This is a genomic window from Microbacterium testaceum (assembly GCF_001476285.1).
Lineage (GTDB): Bacteria > Actinomycetota > Actinomycetes > Actinomycetales > Microbacteriaceae > Microbacterium > Microbacterium testaceum_B.
Genome location: NZ_LDRU01000031.1, coordinates 1 through 17,810 on the forward strand (window position 1 = coordinate 1; position 17,810 = coordinate 17,810).

A 17,810-nucleotide genomic window follows, 5' to 3' on the forward strand; every position below is an offset into this window, starting at 1 on the left:
CCCCCAACGACACCCCCGTCGACCCGACGGAGATCGGTTCGGGCAAGGGCCGCGCGACGCCCTCGCGGGCCGAGCAGGAAGCCGCGCGCAAGCGCCCGCTCGTCCCCGACACCAAAGAGGCCAAGGCTCGCGCCCGCGCCGAGCTGGCCGCTCAGCGCGAGAAGGCCCGTGTCGGCATGGCCGCCGGCGAGGAGCGCTACCTCCCCGTCCGCGACAAGGGTCCGCAGCGTCGGTTCGCCCGTGACTTCGTGGATGCCGGCTGGCACCTCGGCGAGGGCGTCATGCCGTTCATGCTCATCGTCATCCTGCTGACGGTGCTTCCGGTGCAGTTCTTCCAGTACTGGGCGTTCGTCGCCCTCTGGATCTTCATCCTCTTCGTCATCGGCGACATGATCATCACGTCGATCCGCGTGAAGCGCGCCGCGAAGGACAAGTTCGGCGAGAGCAAGCTCGAGAAGGGCCTCGGATGGTACGCGGCGATGCGCACCGTGCAGATGCGCTTCATGCGCCTGCCCAAGGCCCAGGTCAAGCGCGGGCAGTACCCCGTCTGACGCGCGGAGTTCTTCACGAAGCGGCGTGCCCTCGGGCGCGCCGCTTCGTCGTTCCCGCCGCGACGTCGTTCCCGCCGCGACCTCGGAAGCCGGAGCGAGATCGACGGTCAGCGGTGGCGCGCGAGACCGCGGTTGATCTGCCGACCCCACAGCGGACCCCGATAGAGGAAGCCCGTGTAGCCCTGGACGAGGTTCGCGCCGGCCGCGAGGCGCTCGCGCACGTCTTCGGCGGTCTCCACTCCCCCGGCCGAGATCACGACGAACTCGGCGGGGACGGCCGCTCGCACCAGGCGCAGCACCTCGGCGGCGCGCGCCTTCAACGGGGCGCCCGAGAGGCCACCCGCTCCCGCGGCCTCGACCGTGGCGGCATCCGTCGAGAGTCCGGTCCGCGCGATCGTCGTGTTCGTCGCGATGAGGCCGGCCAGGCCCGCGTCGACCGCGAGGCGGGCGATGTCCTGCACCTCGTCGTCATCGAGATCGGGGGCGATCTTCACCAGGAGAGGCGTCGAGCCCGCGGCATCCCGAACCGCCGTCAGCAACGGCCGCAGCGTTTCGACGGCCTGCAGACCGCGCAGCCCCGGGGTGTTGGGCGATGAGACGTTGACGACGAGGTAGTCGGCCAGCGGCGCGAGCAGGCGTGCGCTGCGCACGTAGTCGGTGGTCGCGTCTTCGACGGCCACGACGCGGCTCTTGCCGATGTTGACGCCGATGACGGGGCGCCGGCGCGCCCGTCGGAGTCGCCGGAGCTTCGCTGCGGCCGCGACGGCTCCGTCGTTGTTGAACCCCATGCGGTTGATGACCGCGCGATCGGCCACGAGGCGGAACAGACGCGGCTTCGGGTTGCCCGGCTGGGCGAGCGCCGTGACCGTCCCCACCTCGACGTGCCCGAAGCCGAGCGCACCGAGCCCGCGGACCAGGGTGACGTTCTTGTCGAACCCCGCCGCCACGCCGAACGGCGAGTCGAAGTGAAGTCCGAGCGCATCGACCCCCTGGTCGGGCGCCGGCGCGGTCACACGACGGACGACGGATGCCACGGGCTCGACGCCCGCGACACGGATGACGAGCGCAGCGAGGTGATGGGCGAACTCGGGGTCGAGACGCGTGAGGACCGTGCGGAAGAGAAGGGGATACATCCCCGCCAGGCTACTGGACGTCGTCCGTGGTACTGCTCGCAGACACCTGACGGTGGGCGTGGTCGGCGCGCAGCTGCGCGATCGCGGCATCGAAGTCCTCGAGAGACTCGAACGCCTGGTAGACGCTCGCGAACCGGAGGTAGGCGACCTCGTCGAGCTCGCGGAGTGGACCGAGGATCGACAGGCCAATCTCGTTCGCGTCGATCTGCGACGATCCGGTCTGCCGAATGGCCTCCTCGACCTGCTGCGCGAGCACGGCGAGGTCGGCGTCGGTGACGGGTCGTCCCTGGCACGCCTTGCGCACGCCCGACATCACCTTTTCGCGGCTGAACGGCTCGACGACCCCCGAGCGCTTGATGACGTTGAGGCTCGCGGTCTCGACGGTCGAGAAGCGCCCGCCGCACTTCGGGCACTGCCGACGACGGCGGATGCTGAGACCGTCGTCGCTCGTGCGCGAGTCGATGACGCGGGAATCGGGGTTCCGACAGAAAGGACAGTGCATGCTCTCGCCGATCTATGCGGGGAAACGGGCCGTGACGGCCTCGCCGTGCGCGGGCAGAGCCTCGGCCTCCGCGAGGGTGACGATCGCGTCGTGCACCGAGCGGAGGGCTTCGCGGTCGTACTCGATCACCTGCTGCGGGCGGAGGAACGTCGCGGCCGACAGCCCCGCGCCGTAGCGCGACTGGCCACCCGTCGGAAGCACGTGGTTGCTTCCCGCCAGGTAGTCACCCAGGCTGACCGGGGTGTAGGGGCCGACGAACACCGCACCGGCGTTGACGAAGTCCTGCGGCCGGGGATCGGCGAGGTGGAGTTCGAGGTGCTCCGGGGCATACGCGTTGCTGAAGGCGGTCGCCTGCGCGAGGTCGTCGACGAGCACGACCGCGGACTGCGGCCCCTCGAACGCGGCGGCGACGCGCTCGCTGTGCCGGGTCGCGGCGACGCGCTCGGGAAGGGCCGCGCGGACGGCGTCGGCGAGAGCGGTCGAGTCGGTGACCAGCACGGCCGAGGCCTGCTCGTCGTGCTCGGCCTGGCTCACGAGGTCGGCCGCCACGAGCACGGCGTCCGCGCCGGAGTCGGCGACCACCAGGATCTCGGTCGCGCCGGCCTCGGAGTCGGTGCCCACGCGTCCGGCGACGGCGCGCTTGGCCGAGGCGACGAAGTTGTTCCCGGGACCGGTGACGACGTCGACCGGGTCGAGGCCGAGGCTGGCCACACCGGAGGCGAAGGCGCCGATCGCTCCGGCACCACCCATCGCGTAGACCTCGGTGACGCCGAGCAGACGGGCCGCCGCGAGGATCACGGGGTGCACACGGCCCCCGAACTCGCGCTGCGGCGGGGAGGCCAGAGCGATCTCTCGGACGCCCGCCACCTGGGCCGGGACGGTGTTCATCACGACGCTCGAGGGGTAGACCGCCTTGCCGCCCGGGACGTACAGCCCGACGCGGCGCACGGGCTGCCAGCGCTGGGTGACGCGTGCCCCGGGGCCGAGCTCGGTGACCACGGGGGCAGGGACCTGAGCGGCCGAGGCCGCGCGCACGCGCGTGATCGCCTCTTCGAGGGCCGCGCGCACGCCCGGATCGAGGGAGCCGAGCGCTTCGTCGAGGTGCGAGGCGGGGACGGCGATCGCGTGGTCGGTCACGTGGTCGAACTGCGCCGCCTGCTCGCGCAGGGCCTCCTCACCGCGCACGGCGACGTCGTCGACGATGCGGGCCGCGATGACGAGAGCTTCGTCACGCGCGCTGTCGGCGCGCGGAACGACCGCGAGGAGCTCGGCGGGCGAGAGCACACGGCCACGGAGATCGATGGTACGGAGCATGAGACCAGGCTACCGGCCGCCCGGGAGCCCCCTTCCGCGGGAAGGGGCGCTCCCAGACTGTCGTCAGGCTTCAGCCGCGGGTGATGCCGGACACGTCGTGCAGGTAGCCGATCCGGCCGTCGTCGTGGCGGATCACGAACGTCTCGCCGCGATCCTCGATCACGAGTGCCCACGCGGACGGTCCGATGCGGAAGATCGGCGTGCCGTAATCGTCCACGACCTCGCGATCGACGGGCGCGAGGGCCCAGAAAGCCTGCGTCGCCGGGTGCGCGGATTCGGCGGGCGAGTGGTGGATACCGGTGATCACATCGGTCGGGTGATCGTCGGACGGGTTCGCGTGATCCGGAGCGACCGCGGCATCCTCTCCCTCGTGGGAGTGGTCCACGGCCGGCAGGACCGAGGTGGGCGGATCGTTCGGCGCCGGGCGGGGCCCTTCAGTCGATCGCACGTAATCGCCGGGGCTGGCAGCGGCCTCCACGTGCGGGGCCGACGCGGCGTCGGTCGCCCGACGAACGGTCGAACGGCGAGCCGGGCGCGCCGTGGCCGGGCGCGGGACGACGGGACGAACGGGGCGCGCGTTGCGGTGCGCGGGCACCTCCTCGCGATCGGCGAAGTCACCGGCGAAGGGAGGAAGGAACGGAGCGGCGACGGTCAGCACGACACCGGCGAGCATCAGCACGGCCTCGACCCACACGACCCAGGAACGAACCCAGCCGCCGGTGTCGATCGCGATCGACACCGTCTCCCAGAGCCACGCCACCCACACGAACGCCGCCACGGAGAAGGCGACGGACGCGAACTGGTCGATCCCGAGGGAGCCGACACGGCGGATCCCCTGCGGCGACAACCGACGGAGGACGAGCAGTCCGACGGCGATCGTCGGCAACGCGACCGCGGGAATCCACCAGAGTCCCGAGAGCCAGACGTTGCTGCCTCCGACGAGCAGTCGAGCGGCTCCGGTGACGTTGTTGTCGGGGAAGAACGACACGAGGAACGCGACGGCCCAGATCCCCAGGAGCGAGACCTCGCGGACCGAGAAAGGGCCCACCGCGTACGACACCGCACCGCGTGCGACGGAGGACGTGGACGGAAGTGACACGTTGTGCGTGTTGACGTGCGAACGCGCCGACACCTGTCCGGAGGCATCGCCGTGGCCGGTGTCGCGGCGGCCGGTGTCGTCGCCCAGGTCGGCGTCCTCGTCGCCGACGTCACGCGACTCCGCGCGCTCGTTCACGTCGGGGACGTCCCCGGCGGGCCCATCGGATACGGGCGTGTCGGTCTCGCCCTCGTCGACGGCGGAGGAGGGGGATGCCATGGACGAGCGCGCGAGGCGCGGACCGGACACCTCAGGGGCACCGGCCGATTGCGGTTCGTCGCCCGAGGGGCCCATGTGCGCGACGGATTCGTCAGTGCGGTCGGTCACGATCTTCCTTTCCGAGGGCACGAGAGTGCCCCGTACGGTTTTCGAGCGTGTCGCGCCGGTGCCTCTCGGACACCGGTGCGCGACCTCGCGCGTGTCAGCCCAGGCAGTTCGGCCCGAGCAGTCCCTTCAACTCACCGAAGAGATCGGCGGTCACGCGAACGGGCAAAGGCACCTCGAAGACCTTCGCCGTCCCACCTTTGTGAAGCTTGAGAAGCACCTCGGTATCGCCCGCATGCCGCTGCAGCGTCTGTGCGAGCTCCCCAATCAGGGCTTCGTTGGCGCGCTGCTCCGGGACGACGAGCGTCAGGCCGCTCGCCGCGTCCATCCCCTCGAGGTCGGGGGCGAAGGCGGACTGCGCGTGCAGGTTCAGCCCGTCGTCGCGGCGGGACACGCGGCCGCGCACGACGAGGATCGAGTCACCCTGCAGGATCGGAGCGAACTCGGCGTAGGTCTTGCCCATGAACATCACGGTGACCTCGCCGTTGAAATCTTCGACGGTCACCATGCCGTAGGGATTTCCGCTCTGCTTGGCCACGCGGTGTTGCACGCTGGTCAACAGACCCGCGACCGTCACCTGATCGCCATCTTGCACGTCCTCCGACGAGAGCAGGTCGTGGATCGAGGTCGACGCGTGCTTCGCAAGCGGGACCTCGAGGCCCGCCAGAGGATGGTCCGAGACGTAGAGCCCCAGCATCTCGCGCTCGAACGCGAGCTTGTCCTTCTTCGTCCACTCGGGGCGTTCCGGCACCTTCGACACCTGCTGCGGCTCGTCCCACAGCGAGTCGAAGTCGAAACCCACCTCGCCGTTGGCTTCGCGCCTCTTGTCTCCGACCGCGCCCTCGCACGCGTCCTCGTGGATCTCGAGCAGCGCTCGACGCGTCGAACCGAGGGTGTCGAAGGCTCCGGCCTTGATCAGCGACTCGACCGTGCGCTTGTTGGCCACGTGCATCGGCACCTTGGCCAGGAAGTCGTGGAACGAGGTGTACTTCGCCTCCTGTCGAGCGGCGACGATCCCGTCGACGACGTTGGCACCGACGTTGCGCACCGCTCCGAGGCCGAAGCGGATGTCTTCGCCGACGGCGGCGAAGAAGCGGATCGACTCGTTGACGTCGGGGGGCAGCACCTTGATGCCCATGCGGCGGCACTCGTTGAGGTAGACGGCCATCTTGTCTTTGGAGTCGCCGACGCTCGTCAGCAGCGCGGCCATGTACTCGGCCGGATAGTGCGCCTTGAGGTACGCCGTCCAATACGACACCAGCCCGTAGGCAGCCGTGTGCGCCTTGTTGAACGCGTAGTCGGCGAACGACTCGAGCACTTTCCACAGCGTCTGCTGCGCGACCTCGCCGTAGCCGCGCTCGGTCATTCCGCCGAAGAAGATCTCTTTCTGCTTGTCGAGCTCGCTCTTCTTCTTCTTGCCCATCGCACGGCGCAGCAGGTCGGCCTGACCGAGCGTGTACCCGGCGACGCGCTGGGCGACGGCCATCACCTGCTCCTGGTAGACGATCAGGCCGTAGGTGGTATCGAGGATGTCGGCCAGCGGCTCCTCGAGCTCGGGATGGATGGGCTCGATCTCCTGCTGCTTGTTCTTTCGCAGCGCGTAGTTGATGTGCGAGTTCACGCCCATGGGACCGGGGCGGTACAGAGCGAGCACCGCCGAGATGTCCTCGAAGTTGTCGGGCCGCATCAGGCGCAGCAGCGACCTCATCGGGCCGCCGTCGAGCTGGAAGACGCCCAGCGTGTCGCCGCGGGCGAGGAGCTCGTAGGATGCCGCGTCGTCGAGAGCGAGGTCTTCGAGCACGAGCGGATGGCCCCGGTTCGCCTCGATGTTGTCGAGGGCGTCGTTGATGATCGTGAGGTTGCGCAGCCCCAGGAAGTCCATCTTGATCAGACCGAGCGACTCGCACGCGGGGTAGTCGAACTGCGTGACGATCTGGCCGTCCTGCTCGCGGCGCATGATCGGGATGATGTCGATGAGCGGCTCGCTCGACATGATCACGCCGGCCGCGTGCACGCCCCACTGACGCTTGAGGTTCTCGAGCCCGAGGGCCGTGTCGAACACGGTCTTGGCCTCGGCGTCGGTCTCGATGAGCGTGCGGAACTCGCTCGCCTCTTTGTAGCGCGGGTGCTCGGGGTTGAACATGCCGTCGAGCGGCATGTCTTTGCCCATCACGGCGGGGGGCATGGCCTTCGTGAGCTTGTCGCCCATGCTGAAGGGGAAACCGAGAACGCGCCCGGCGTCCTTCAGCGCCTGCTTGGCCTTGATCGTGCCGTACGTGACGATCTGCGCGACCCGCTCGTCGCCGTACTTCTCGGTCACGTACTGGATGACCTCGCCACGGCGACGGTCGTCGAAGTCGACGTCGAAGTCGGGCATGGAGACGCGGTCGGGGTTGAGGAACCGCTCGAAGATGAGGCCGTGCTGCAGCGGATCGAGGTCGGTGATCTTCATCGCGTACGCGACCATCGAGCCGGCTCCCGAACCGCGACCGGGACCGACGCGGATGCCGTTGTTCTTGGCCCAGTTGATGAAGTCGGCGACGACGAGGAAGTACCCGGGGAACCCCATCTGCAGGATGACGTCGGTCTCGTACTCGGCCTGCTTGCGCACCGCGTCGGGAATACCGCCCGGGTAGCGGTCTTGCAGGCCGTTCTCGACCTCTTTGATCATCCAGCTGCCCTCGGTCTCACCCGGCGGCACGGGGAAGCGCGGCATGTAGTTGGCCGAGGTGTCGAACTCGACGTCGCACCGCTCCGCGATGAGGAGCGTGCTGTCGCACGCCTCGGGGTGGTCACGGAAGACCTGGCGCATCTCGGCGGGCGACTTGACGTAGTAGCCGTCGCCGTCGAACTTGAAACGCTTGGGGTCGTCGAGCGTCGACCCCGACTGCACGCAGAGGAGAGCGGCATGGCTCGTCGCGTCGTGCTGGTGCGTGTAGTGGAGGTCGTTGGTACCGACCAGGGGGATGCCGAGGTCTTTCGAGATCTTCAGCAGGTCGCCCATGACCCGGCGCTCGATCGACAACCCGTGGTCCATGATCTCGGCGAAGTAGTTGTCTTTGCCGAAGATGTCTTGGAACTCTGCCGCCGCGGCACGGGCCGCCTCGTACTGCCCCAGGCGGAGACGCGTCTGCACCTCGCCGGACGGACACCCGGTCGTCGCGATCAGTCCCTTGCTGTAGGTCTGCAGCAGCTCGCGGTCCATGCGCGGCTTGAAGTAGTAGCCCTCCATGCTCGCCTTGGAAGAGAGCCGGAAGAGATTGTGCATGCCCTCGGTCGTCTCGGACAGGAGGGTCATGTGCGTATAGGCGCCCGAACCCGAGACGTCGTCGCTCTGCTGCTCGGGCGTGCCCCAGCGCACACGCGTCTTGTCGGAGCGGTGTGTTCCCGGCGTGACGTAGGCCTCGATACCGATGATCGGCTTGATGCCCGCGTCTTTCGCGGTCTTGTAGAACTCGAACGCGGCGAAGGTGTTGCCGTGGTCGGTGACGGCGATCGCGGGCATGCCCTGTTTGACGGCCTCCTGCACCATCGGACCGATGCGCGCGGCTCCGTCGAGCATCGAATACTCGCTGTGCACGTGAAGGTGAACGAAGGAGTCTGCTGCCACGTGACGAGTCTACGTTCGGCCTCCGACATCGCGTCCGGAAGTTCAGAGCGGACCCTCAGGTGCCACCCGCGCGTCGCGGACGGGACGCTCACGCCCATGCTCACGGCCGAGGTCGAATCGACTCGGCTACGGTGGGCGCGTGCCCACGCCAGACTTCGTCCTCGAACTCCGCCGCCTCGTCGGCACCCGCCCCTTGCCGCTGGTCGGCGTGACCGCCGTGGTCGTGCGCGACGACGTCGTCCTGCTCGGACGGCGCAGTGACAACGGCCGCCTGACCCCGATCACCGGGATCGTCGACCCCGGAGAAGAGCCCGCGGATGCCGCTGTCCGCGAGGCCGCGGAGGAAGCCGGTGTTCGTATTCGCGCCGACCGACTCGCCTGGGTGCATCAGATACCCCGCGTGACGTACGCCAACGGCGACCAGAGCGACTACCTCGATCTCGTCTTCGCCTGCACGTGGCTGTCGGGTGAGCCCGAGCCCGTCGACGGCGAGATGACCGAGGTCGGATGGCATCCGATCGCCGGCCTCGACGAGCTTCTGGATGACGAGATGCACGCTCGCGTCCGCGCGGGACTCACCGACGGGCCGGCGCGATTCGAGCAGAACGCCTCGCCCGCGTGACCGGAGTCAGAATCCGTCGCGAAGGATCTCGAGCGCGTGCGCGAGGTCGGCGGGGTACGCCGACTCGAAGCTGACCCACTCCCCCGTCGCGGGGTGGGTGAAGGCGAGCCGGTGGGCGTGCAGCCACTGACGCTCGAGTCCCAGACGGGCGGAGAGCGTGGGATCGGCGCCGTACAGGGGGTCGCCGACACAGGGATGCCGATGAGCCGCCATGTGCACACGGATCTGATGCGTGCGCCCGGTCTCGAGGTGGATCTCGAGGAGCGACGCGCGAGGGAACGCCTCGAGCGTCTCGTAGTGGGTCACCGAGTCTTTCCCGTCGGGAACGACCGCGAACTTCCACGAGTGGTGCGGATGACGCCCGATAGGCGCGTCGATGGTTCCCGACAGCGGGTCGGGGTGCCCCTGAACGACCGCGTGATAGATCTTGTCGACCTCGCGCTCCTTGAACGCGCTCTTCAAGAGCGTGTAGGCGCGTTCGGTCTTGGCCACGACCATCAGACCGCTCGTCCCGGCGTCGAGCCGGTGGACCACGCCGCGGCGCTCGGCCGGCCCGCTCGTGGCGATACGGAACCCCGCCGCGGCGAGGGCTCCGAGCACGGTCGGCCCCTCCCACCCGACGGAGGGATGAGCCGCCACGCCCGCGGGCTTGTCGACGACGACGATGTCATCGTCGTCCCAGACGATGCCGAGGTCGGCGACTTCGACGGGCACGATTTCGGGCTCGCGCTTCGGTTCCCACTCGACGCTCAACCACCCGCCGCCACGGAGCCGGTCGGAGCGAGCGACGGAGCGCCCGTCGATGCTCACCCCGCCCGCGTCGGCGATCTCGGCAGCAAAAGTCCGCGAGAAGCCGAGCATCTTGGCCAGCGCCTGGTCGACGCGCGTTCCATCGAGCCCGTCGGGAACGGGGAGGTGTCGCGACTCCATGTCAGCGAGAACCGGGGTCGGTCGCGGCGTCGACGCTGTCGTCGGGCGCGGCGGTATCGGCCGCGCGGGATGCCCGCGTCTCGCGCGTTCCGTCGAGACGGAGGCCGAAGAGCACCAGCAGCGCGACGGAGACCATCATCGAGACGATGAACACATCGGCGACGTTGTAGATCGCCGGCATCATCCACGGGGTCGAGATGAAGTCGACGACGTGACCGACGGGGAAGCCGGGTTCGCGGAAGAGCCGGTCGCTCAGGTTGCCCAGCACGCCGCCGAGCAGGAGACCCAGCACGACCGCCCACAGCCGCGAACGGACCCGCGTGACCGCGAGGAAGAGGATGACGCACGCCACGACCGCCAGGGCGATCGTGAAGATCCACGTGACGCCCTCGCCGAGCGAGAAAGCCGCCCCGGGGTTTCGCACGAGGTACAGCTGGAGCGCCTCGCCGATGACGGGGACAACGCGCTCGGGAGGGAGGTTCTCGATGGCGATCATCTTCGCCAACTGGTCGGCGGCCAGCACCACCACCGCGAGGATCGCGATGAGGATGCTGGCCGCCGCCGAACGCAGGGGAGGTCGACTGCGCAAAGAGTCGGCCTACAGACCGATCGCCGACACGGGCGTCGAGCCCGAGGACGACGCGGTGGTGTCGAGGTCGCGGAGCTGACCCTCGATGTAGGAGCGGAGCTGCGAGCGGTAGTCGCGCTCGAAATTGCGCAGCTCGGTGATGCGACCCTCGAGGGTGACGCGCTCCTTCTCGAGACGGGCGCGCTCTTCGCGGCCCTTCTGCTCGGCCTCGGCGACGATGGACGCCGCCTGCGCCTGTGCCTCGCTGATGAGCTGGTCGCGCTGGGCCTTACCCTCGGCGACGTGCTCGTCGTGCAGGCGCTGAGCCAGCTCGATGATGCCGGCGCTCTGCGCGGCGGGAGCCGCGTCGGCCTCGACCGCGGGGGCCTCAGGAGCCGCTGCGGGCGCCTCGGCAACGACCGGCTCTTCGACCTTGGGCGCCTCGGCCGCGGGTGCCGCGGCCACCGGGGCCGCCTCGCCGGACTCGAACGCGGCGAGCTTCGCCTTCAGCTCTTCGTTCTCGGCGATCGTCTTGCGCCACTCGACGACGATCTCGTCGAGGAAGTCGTCGACCTCATCGGGGTCGAAGCCCTCCTTGAATCGCACGTGCTGGAACTGCTTGGTGACGACGTCATCGGGGGTCAGTGCCATGGTGTTTCCTCTTTCGAGAGCTCTGAGTTGGAACTGTTGGGGGTGTCGCACCGGGGCGTACCGCTTCGGAACAGCATAGCCGCCGCCCTCGACCGGTGTCGAAGGCGGCGGCGATCGAGGTCACAAGGCCGAGAGGGACCGCGTGACGCTCAGCAGTAGAAAGCACAGGAACATGGTGATCGCGAATCCGAAATCGAACGCGATCCCCCCGATGCGCAGGGGCGGGATGAAGCGACGGATCAGTCTGATCGGAGGATCGGTCACCGTGTACACGATCTCGGCGATCACGAGAACGGCGCCGCGAGGGCGCCACTCCCGGTTGAACATCGGGATGTACTCGAGCACGAGGCGCGCGAGCAGCAGCACGATGTAGATGAAGAGGAGCGCACTGAGAATCGAGCCGACCAGGCTCAGGACGGCCACGATCGCTTACTGAGGCGCGAAGGGCGCGACCTCGGGGTCGGCCTGCGCGATCGCCCCGTCTCCGGAGACGGCGATGTTCTCGGGCGAGAGCAGGAAGACCTTGCTCGTGACCCGTTCGATGCGTCCGTAGAGACCGAGCGACAGACCGCTCGCGAAGTCGATCAGACGGCGCGCGTCGGCGTCGCTCATCTGCGACAGGTTGATGATGACCGGGATCCCCTCGCGGAAGTTCTCGGCGATCGTCTGCGCGTCGCGGTACTGCTTGGGGTGCACCGTCAGGATCTCACTGACCGGACCGGCAGCGGGCTGGCGCACCACGGCGGGCCGATGCAGGGGGGTCACGGGAGCAGCCTTCTCGATCGGCGCGGTCTGCTGCGGCTGCTGCTTGCGCGCGGCCGGCTGCGGCGCAGGCTCGTCATAGGTCTCCTCCTCGTCGGCGAGTCCCAGGTAAACCATCGTCTTCTTGAGCGGGTTCGACATCGCATCCTCCGTTCGCTCGTCTGTGTCGAGGCTATCCGCGCACGGGCCTCGGACCCGTGATTGCGGACCCGATCCGCAGGTGTGTCGCGCCCATTGCGATCGCTTCGGGGAAGTCGCCGGTCATCCCCGCCGAGATCCACGTCGCTTCCGGGACGACCGTGCGCACGACGTCCGCGCTCCGACGAAGACGCTCGAAGGCGTGAGCGGGGTCCTCGTCGAGCGGGGCCACCGCCATCACACCCCGGACGCGCAGCGACGCCAGTCCCGCGACGTGGGCGGCAAGGGCCTCCACCTCAGCCGGAGCGACTCCCCCGCGCCCGGTGTCGTCCGTCAGGTTCACCTGCAGCAGCACGTCGAGCGGATCACCCGAGCCCACGGCATCCAGGGCATCGGCGATACGCGAACGATCGACGGAGTGGACCACGTCGGCCGCGGCGCGGACGGCCCGCGCCTTGTTCGTCTGGGCCTGCCCGATGAAGTGCCAGCGGAGGTCGGGAAGGCTCGCCAGCTCATCGCGTTTGGCCGTCAGCTCCTGCTGTCGATTCTCGCCGACGTCGCGGACGCCCAGCGCGTGCAGGTCGCGAACGAGGGAGGCCGGGTGGAATTTCGTCACGACGATGCGCGTGATGCCGGCGAGATCGCGGCCCGCCGCGCGGGCGGCATCCGCGATGCGGGCATCGACGTCGGCGAGGCGATCGGCGAGGGCGCTGGACATGGGTCTCCTTCACGACGCAGCGGGCCCGGCGAAGACCGGACCCGCTGCACTGCTCACTCGTGCTTACTTGAGGAAGTCCGGCACGTCGAGGTCGTCGTCGGCGAATCCACCGTCGTACGACGACTCGGGGACGTGGGCCGCGACGGGCGCGGGCTCGGGCTTGCGCTCGGGGGCGCGCTCGGTCGAAGCCTTCTGCTCCTCGGCCGCGTGCAGGTCGCGCGCCACGTCGTCGGCGGGGATGACGGGGACGACGGGTGCCGAGACGGAGCGCTGGGCGCCCACCGCGTCGATGCGCAGCGACGGTTCTCCCCCGTCGAAGCCGGCGGCGATGACCGTGACGCGGACCTCGTCGCCGAGCGTGTCGTCGATGACCGTACCGAAGATGATGTTCGCCTCGGGGTGCGCCGCTTCCTTGACGAGCTGCGCGGCGTCGTTGATCTCGAAGATGCCGAGGTTCGATCCGCCCTGGATCGACAGCAGGACGCCGTGCGCCCCTTCGATCGACGCCTCGAGCAGCGGCGATTCGACGGCGAGCTCGGCGGCCTTGATGGCGCGATCCGCCCCCCGCGCCGAGCCGATGCCCATGAGGGCCGACCCCGCTCCCTGCATGACGCTCTTGACGTCGGCGAAGTCGAGGTTGATCAGACCCGGGGTCGTGATGAGGTCGGTGATGCCCTGGACACCGGCGAGCAGTACCTGGTCGGCCGTGGCGAAGGCCTCGATCATCGAGATGCCGCGGTCGCTGATCTCGAGGAGACGGTCGTTGGGGACGACGATGAGGGTGTCGACCTCTTCCTTCAGGCGCTGGACACCACCCTCCGCCTGGCTCTGGCGGCGACGGCCCTCGAACGAGAAGGGCTTGGTCACGACACCGATGGTGAGGGCGCCGATCGACTTGGCGATCTTGGCGACGACGGGAGCGCCACCGGTTCCGGTGCCACCACCCTCGCCCGCCGTGACGAAGACCATGTCGGCACCGCGGAGCGCCTCCTCGATCTCTTCGGCGTGGTCCTCGGCGGCGCGACGGCCCACCTCGGGATCCGCACCCGCGCCCAGGCCGCGCGTCAGCTCGCGGCCGACGTCGAGCTTGACGTCGGCGTCGCTCATGAGCAGCGCCTGCGCGTCGGTGTTGATCGCGATGAACTCCACGCCGCGCAGGCCGAGCTCGATCATGCGGTTGACGGCGTTGACGCCGCCCCCGCCCACACCGACGACCTTGATCACGGCGAGGTAGTTCTGGTTGTGGCTCATGCCGGCCTCCGTTTGTCCCCGAACCCGAAACTCTAAACCTCATGTTGAGGGTTAAAGAATTGCCCGGTATGCAATTCCTTGACTTGAAAGTAGGCGGCGTTGTGGTCGCCGCCCGGTCGACACGCGGCGTGTCCGAGGATCGCTCCCGAGATCAGCGGATGACGCCGGCCTCGGGCGAGGTCACGTCGTACTCGCGGGTGCTGTCGGGCGGGCTCTTCTGCATCAGCAGGTCGAGAACACGGGCCTTCTCGGGCGAGCGGTCGGCGCTCCCCCACATCACGCGGGTGCCGGTCGCACCGAGGGTGAGGGTCACGTCGTCCGGTGTCGTCGCGGACACCGCGGTGACCTGCGAACGGATGCCGTCGGGCAGCGCGCGCATGACGCGTCCGGCCGCGCGGAACGGCTCGGACGACGTGCCGGCCGGAATGTCGAGCACCGGCTGCCCCGCGGGTGCCTGGGGGGTCGTGGAGAGGACGACGCCCGCCGCGTCGACCACCGTGAAGCCGGCCGCGGTCTGCACGACGCCGATGGGCGTGCGCTCCACGATGCGGACGACGAGGTCGTGCGGGGGCTGCGCCTCGAGCGTGTACGACTCCACCAGCGGGAAGCGCACCAGGGCGGCCTTGATCTTGCTGTCGTCGATGAGGGCGAGCGGAGTGCCGACCTGATCGCTGAGCGCCTCGGTGACCGCGGCCGCGTCGAGCTGCGACGTTCCCACCACGTCCACGCGCTCGAGGGCGAACAACGGGCTGTAGGCGGCCCCCACGGTGGCCACGACCATCACCGCGACGGAGACGCCGACCCCGATCCAGATCCGTCGACGACGACGCTGACGCACCGTGAACCGGCGGACCTCGGCGCGCAGCGCGCGGCGCCGTGCGCGCGAGGCGCGCCAGACGTCGCGGAGGCCGGTCCCGGTCTCCTCCGCCGGGGGCGCGGCATCCGGGATCTTCTCGTCACCTCGCCCGGTCGGGGCGATCAGCGGGACGACGGGCGCGGTCGCCCCGTCCGCGTCGGGCAGGGGCGGCTCGACGCGCGCCGTGGGCACCTCGGCCGGGCGGGCGCGCCGCTCCGGCGGCGAGGGCAGGGGCGAGGGCCGCTCCACGCTCAGACCGCCGCGGCCTCGGTGCGCGAGAGCGCCTCGAGCACCTGCGGGATGATCTGGTACACGTTCCCGCAGCCCAGGGTGATGACGTAATCTCCGGGCCGGGCGATGCGGGCCGTGTAGTCGGCGGCCGCCTGCCAGTCGGGGACGTAGTGCACGTGCTCGGGATCGGCGAACGCCCCGCTGACGAGCTCGCCGGTGACTCCGGGCACCGGATCCTCACGCGCGCCGTAGACGTCGAGCATGACCGTGTGGTCGGCGTGGGTCTCGAGGACCTCCGCGAATTCGCGGTACATCTCCTGCGTGCGCGAATACGTGTGCGGCTGCTGGATCGCGATGATGCGTCCCTCACCGACGACCGTACGTGCGGCCGAGAGAGCTGCGGCGACCTCCGTGGGGTGGTGCGCGTAGTCGTCGTACACGCTGACGCCCTGCGCGACGCCGTGCAGCTCGAAGCGTCGGACCGTCCCGCCGAAGCCCTCGACCGCGCGGGCGGCATCGGCGAGCGAGTGCCCGAGCACGCGCAGGACCGCGACGGCACCGGCCGCGTTGACGGCGTTGTGCGCCCCCGGGACCCGCAGCTGCACGTCGACGCTCTCGCCGTCGGCGGTCAGCGTGAAGGCGACGGGACCGTCGGTCCGGATGCCGCTCAGCCGGACGTCGGCGGCCGAGTCCTCGCCGAAGGTCACGACGTTCGCGTGCGTGATGCGCTCCCGCACGGCGCGGGCGCCCGCGTCGTCGGAGGAGATCACGACGGCTTCGCTCGCGGCATCCGCGAATCGGGCGAACGCGGCGTCGAACGCGTCGCGCGAGCCGTAGTGGTCGAGGTGATCGGGGTCGACGTTCGTGATGAGTGCGACGGCGGTGTCGTAGAGCTCGAAGGTGCCGTCGGACTCGTCCGCCTCGATGACGACGAGGTCGTCGGAGCCCGTGCCGCTCGAGGCACCGAGGTCGGCGATCACGCCGCCGTTGACGAAGGTGGGGTCGACCTCGAGCGCGCGCAGCGCCGTGACGATCATGCCGGTCGAGGTCGTCTTGCCGTGCGCGCCGGCGACCGAGACGAGGCGGCGGCCGCCGATGAGCCAGTGCAGCGCCTGCGAGCGGTGGATGACGTGCAGCCCGCGCTCCTTGGCGGTGACGAACTCGGGGTTCTCGGGCCAGATGGCACCCGTGTGCACGACCGTGTCGGCGTCTCCCAGGTGCGCGGCATCGTGACCGACGTACACGGTCGCGCCGCGAGCGGCGAGATCCCGCAGCGCGGCGCTGTCGGCGCGGTCGGAACCGGAGACCCGGATGCCGCGGTCGAGGAACATGCGGGCGAGCCCGGACATGCCCGAACCGCCGACGCCGATGAAGTGCGCGGAGGTGATGGTCTCGGGGATGGGGAGGCTCAGGTCGGGTCTGATCATGGCGTCTGCGAGTTTACGTCGCGGATCCTGCGTGCGAGCCCCGGCGCGCCCGTCAGCGCCTCAGGGCCTCGTCGATCATCGCGATGACGTTCTCGGTGCCGGCGCGAGTACCGGCGCGGGCGGCTGCGATGCGCATGGCGTCGCGTGCCGCGTCGTCGCGCAGCAGCGGCACGATCTCGGAACGGATGCGATCGGGGGTGAACTCGACGTCGGGGATCAGGCGAGCCGCCCCCGCACGCACGGCTGCGGCGGCGTTCAAGCTCTGCTCGCCGTTGCCCACGGCGTACGGCACGTACACCGCCGGAATGCCCAGCGCGCTGATCTCGCTGACGGTCGCGGCACCCGAGCGCGAGACGATGAAGTCCGCGAGGGCGAAGGCCAGGTCCATCCGATCGACGTAGCGGACGACCGCGTACCCCGCGGCACCGGGGTCGGGCAGGTCGGAGTTCTGCCCCGTCACGTGCAGGAGCTGCCAGCCCGCGTCGAGCACGTCGCGCCAGGCTCCGCCGAACGCCGTGTTCAGGCGCAGCGCCCCGAGCGAGCCGCCGAAGACGAGGAGCGTGGGGCGGGTGGCATCCAGATCGAAATGACGAGCCGCCTCGTCGCGGAGAGCGTGAGCGTCGAGGTCGACGATCTCGCGCCGCAACGGCATACCGACGACCCGCGAACCGCGCAGGGGCGTGCCCTCGAACGCCACCCCCACCCCGGAGGCGCCGCGGGCGCCCAGGACGTTCGCGAGCCCCGGCTTGGCGTTGGCCTCGTGGACGACGAAGGGAACACGCTCACGGCGCGCCGCCACGTACGCGGGGGCGGCGGCGTATCCCCCGAAGCCCACGACCACGTCGACCCGGCGCTCGCGGATCATCCGCCGGACCTCGGCGACGGCACGGAGGAACCGACCGGGAAAGCGCGCCGCGGCGGCGTTCGGACGCCGAGGGAAGGGAACCTTGTCGACGAACAGGAGCTCGTAGCCGCGCAACGGCACGAGACGAGCCTCGAGGCCCTCGCGCGTCCCGAGGACGAGGACCTCGTCGGAGGCGTCGCGAGCGCGCAGACCGTCCGCGACGGCGAGCAGGGGGTTCACGTGCCCGGCGGTGCCGCCGCCGGCCAGAAGAGTGGTCGTCAC

Annotated in this window: 17 protein-coding genes; 2 read left to right on the top strand and 15 right to left on the bottom strand. The window is 69.7% G+C overall.

Translation table 11 applies throughout. From position 1 onward, the window contains the following. Positions 1-551, top strand: a 551-nt coding sequence (locus NS283_RS06110) for a DUF3043 domain-containing protein (protein ID WP_058595993.1), incomplete at its 5' end; no start/stop codon positions are given. Positions 552-658: 107 nt separating this feature from the next. Here NS283_RS06110 and NS283_RS06115 read toward each other — a convergent pair. From NS283_RS06115 to dnaE, 5 genes are all read right to left on the bottom strand, one after another. Beyond that, positions 659-1,684 carry a quinone-dependent dihydroorotate dehydrogenase gene (locus NS283_RS06115; RefSeq protein WP_058595994.1) on the bottom strand — a complete coding sequence of 342 codons (1,026 nt, stop codon included), beginning with the start codon at positions 1,682-1,684 and terminating at the stop codon, positions 659-661. Between the two features lie 10 nt (positions 1,685-1,694). After that, on the bottom strand, positions 1,695-2,186 hold the full coding sequence (gene nrdR / locus NS283_RS06120; protein WP_058595995.1) for a transcriptional regulator NrdR: 492 nt from the start codon (positions 2,184-2,186) through the stop codon (positions 1,695-1,697). A gap of 12 nt (positions 2,187-2,198) precedes the next feature. Beyond that, on the bottom strand, positions 2,199-3,500 hold the full coding sequence (hisD, locus tag NS283_RS06125) for a histidinol dehydrogenase (protein WP_058595996.1): 1,302 nt from the start codon (positions 3,498-3,500) through the stop codon (positions 2,199-2,201). 70 nt (positions 3,501-3,570) lie between these two features. After that, complete coding sequence (locus NS283_RS19210; protein ID WP_241492198.1) at positions 3,571-4,923, bottom strand: hypothetical protein; 1,353 nt, start codon at positions 4,921-4,923, stop codon at positions 3,571-3,573. A gap of 94 nt (positions 4,924-5,017) precedes the next feature. Further along, positions 5,018-8,482, bottom strand: a complete 3,465-nt coding sequence (dnaE, locus tag NS283_RS06135; protein WP_058596046.1) for a DNA polymerase III subunit alpha — start codon at positions 8,480-8,482, stop codon at positions 5,018-5,020. Positions 8,483-8,669: 187 nt separating this feature from the next. Between dnaE and NS283_RS06140 the strand changes: the two genes are divergently transcribed. Then, positions 8,670-9,152, top strand: a complete 483-nt coding sequence (locus NS283_RS06140) for an NUDIX domain-containing protein (protein ID WP_058595997.1) — start codon at positions 8,670-8,672, stop codon at positions 9,150-9,152. 6 nt (positions 9,153-9,158) lie between these two features. Here NS283_RS06140 and NS283_RS06145 read toward each other — a convergent pair whose 3' ends face one another. The 10 genes from NS283_RS06145 to NS283_RS06190 form a co-directional block, all read right to left on the bottom strand. Further along, on the bottom strand, positions 9,159-10,082 hold the full coding sequence (locus NS283_RS06145) for an RluA family pseudouridine synthase (RefSeq protein ID WP_058595998.1): 924 nt from the start codon (positions 10,080-10,082) through the stop codon (positions 9,159-9,161). Between the two features lies 1 nt (position 10,083). Then, on the bottom strand, positions 10,084-10,671 hold the full coding sequence (gene lspA, locus NS283_RS06150) for a signal peptidase II (protein WP_058595999.1): 588 nt from the start codon (positions 10,669-10,671) through the stop codon (positions 10,084-10,086). A 9-nt stretch (positions 10,672-10,680) separates the two neighbouring features. Continuing rightward, a complete protein-coding gene (locus tag NS283_RS06155; protein WP_058596000.1) occupies positions 10,681-11,301 on the bottom strand; it encodes a DivIVA domain-containing protein in 621 nt (206 codons plus the stop codon). Between the two features lie 120 nt (positions 11,302-11,421). Next, complete coding sequence (locus NS283_RS06160; protein ID WP_058596001.1) at positions 11,422-11,724, bottom strand: YggT family protein; 303 nt, start codon at positions 11,722-11,724, stop codon at positions 11,422-11,424. A 6-nt stretch (positions 11,725-11,730) separates the two neighbouring features. After that, positions 11,731-12,204, bottom strand: a complete 474-nt coding sequence (locus NS283_RS06165) for a cell division protein SepF (RefSeq protein ID WP_058596002.1) — start codon at positions 12,202-12,204, stop codon at positions 11,731-11,733. Positions 12,205-12,235: 31 nt separating this feature from the next. Then, positions 12,236-12,919 carry a YggS family pyridoxal phosphate-dependent enzyme gene (locus NS283_RS06170; protein WP_058596003.1) on the bottom strand — a complete coding sequence of 228 codons (684 nt, stop codon included), beginning with the start codon at positions 12,917-12,919 and terminating at the stop codon, positions 12,236-12,238. A gap of 63 nt (positions 12,920-12,982) precedes the next feature. Then, positions 12,983-14,170, bottom strand: coding sequence for a cell division protein FtsZ (ftsZ, locus tag NS283_RS06175; protein ID WP_058596004.1), 1,188 nt, complete (start codon positions 14,168-14,170; stop codon positions 12,983-12,985). A 151-nt stretch (positions 14,171-14,321) separates the two neighbouring features. Beyond that, positions 14,322-15,275, bottom strand: coding sequence for an FtsQ-type POTRA domain-containing protein (locus NS283_RS06180; RefSeq protein WP_058596005.1), 954 nt, complete (start codon positions 15,273-15,275; stop codon positions 14,322-14,324). Between the two features lie 2 nt (positions 15,276-15,277). Continuing rightward, a complete protein-coding gene (gene murC / locus NS283_RS06185) occupies positions 15,278-16,684 on the bottom strand; it encodes a UDP-N-acetylmuramate--L-alanine ligase (protein WP_058596006.1) in 1,407 nt (468 codons plus the stop codon). 52 nt (positions 16,685-16,736) lie between these two features. Next, positions 16,737-17,810 (bottom strand): UDP-N-acetylglucosamine--N-acetylmuramyl-(pentapeptide) pyrophosphoryl-undecaprenol N-acetylglucosamine transferase, encoded by a 1,074-nt coding sequence (locus tag NS283_RS06190; protein WP_058596007.1) that lies wholly within the window; start codon positions 17,808-17,810, stop codon positions 16,737-16,739.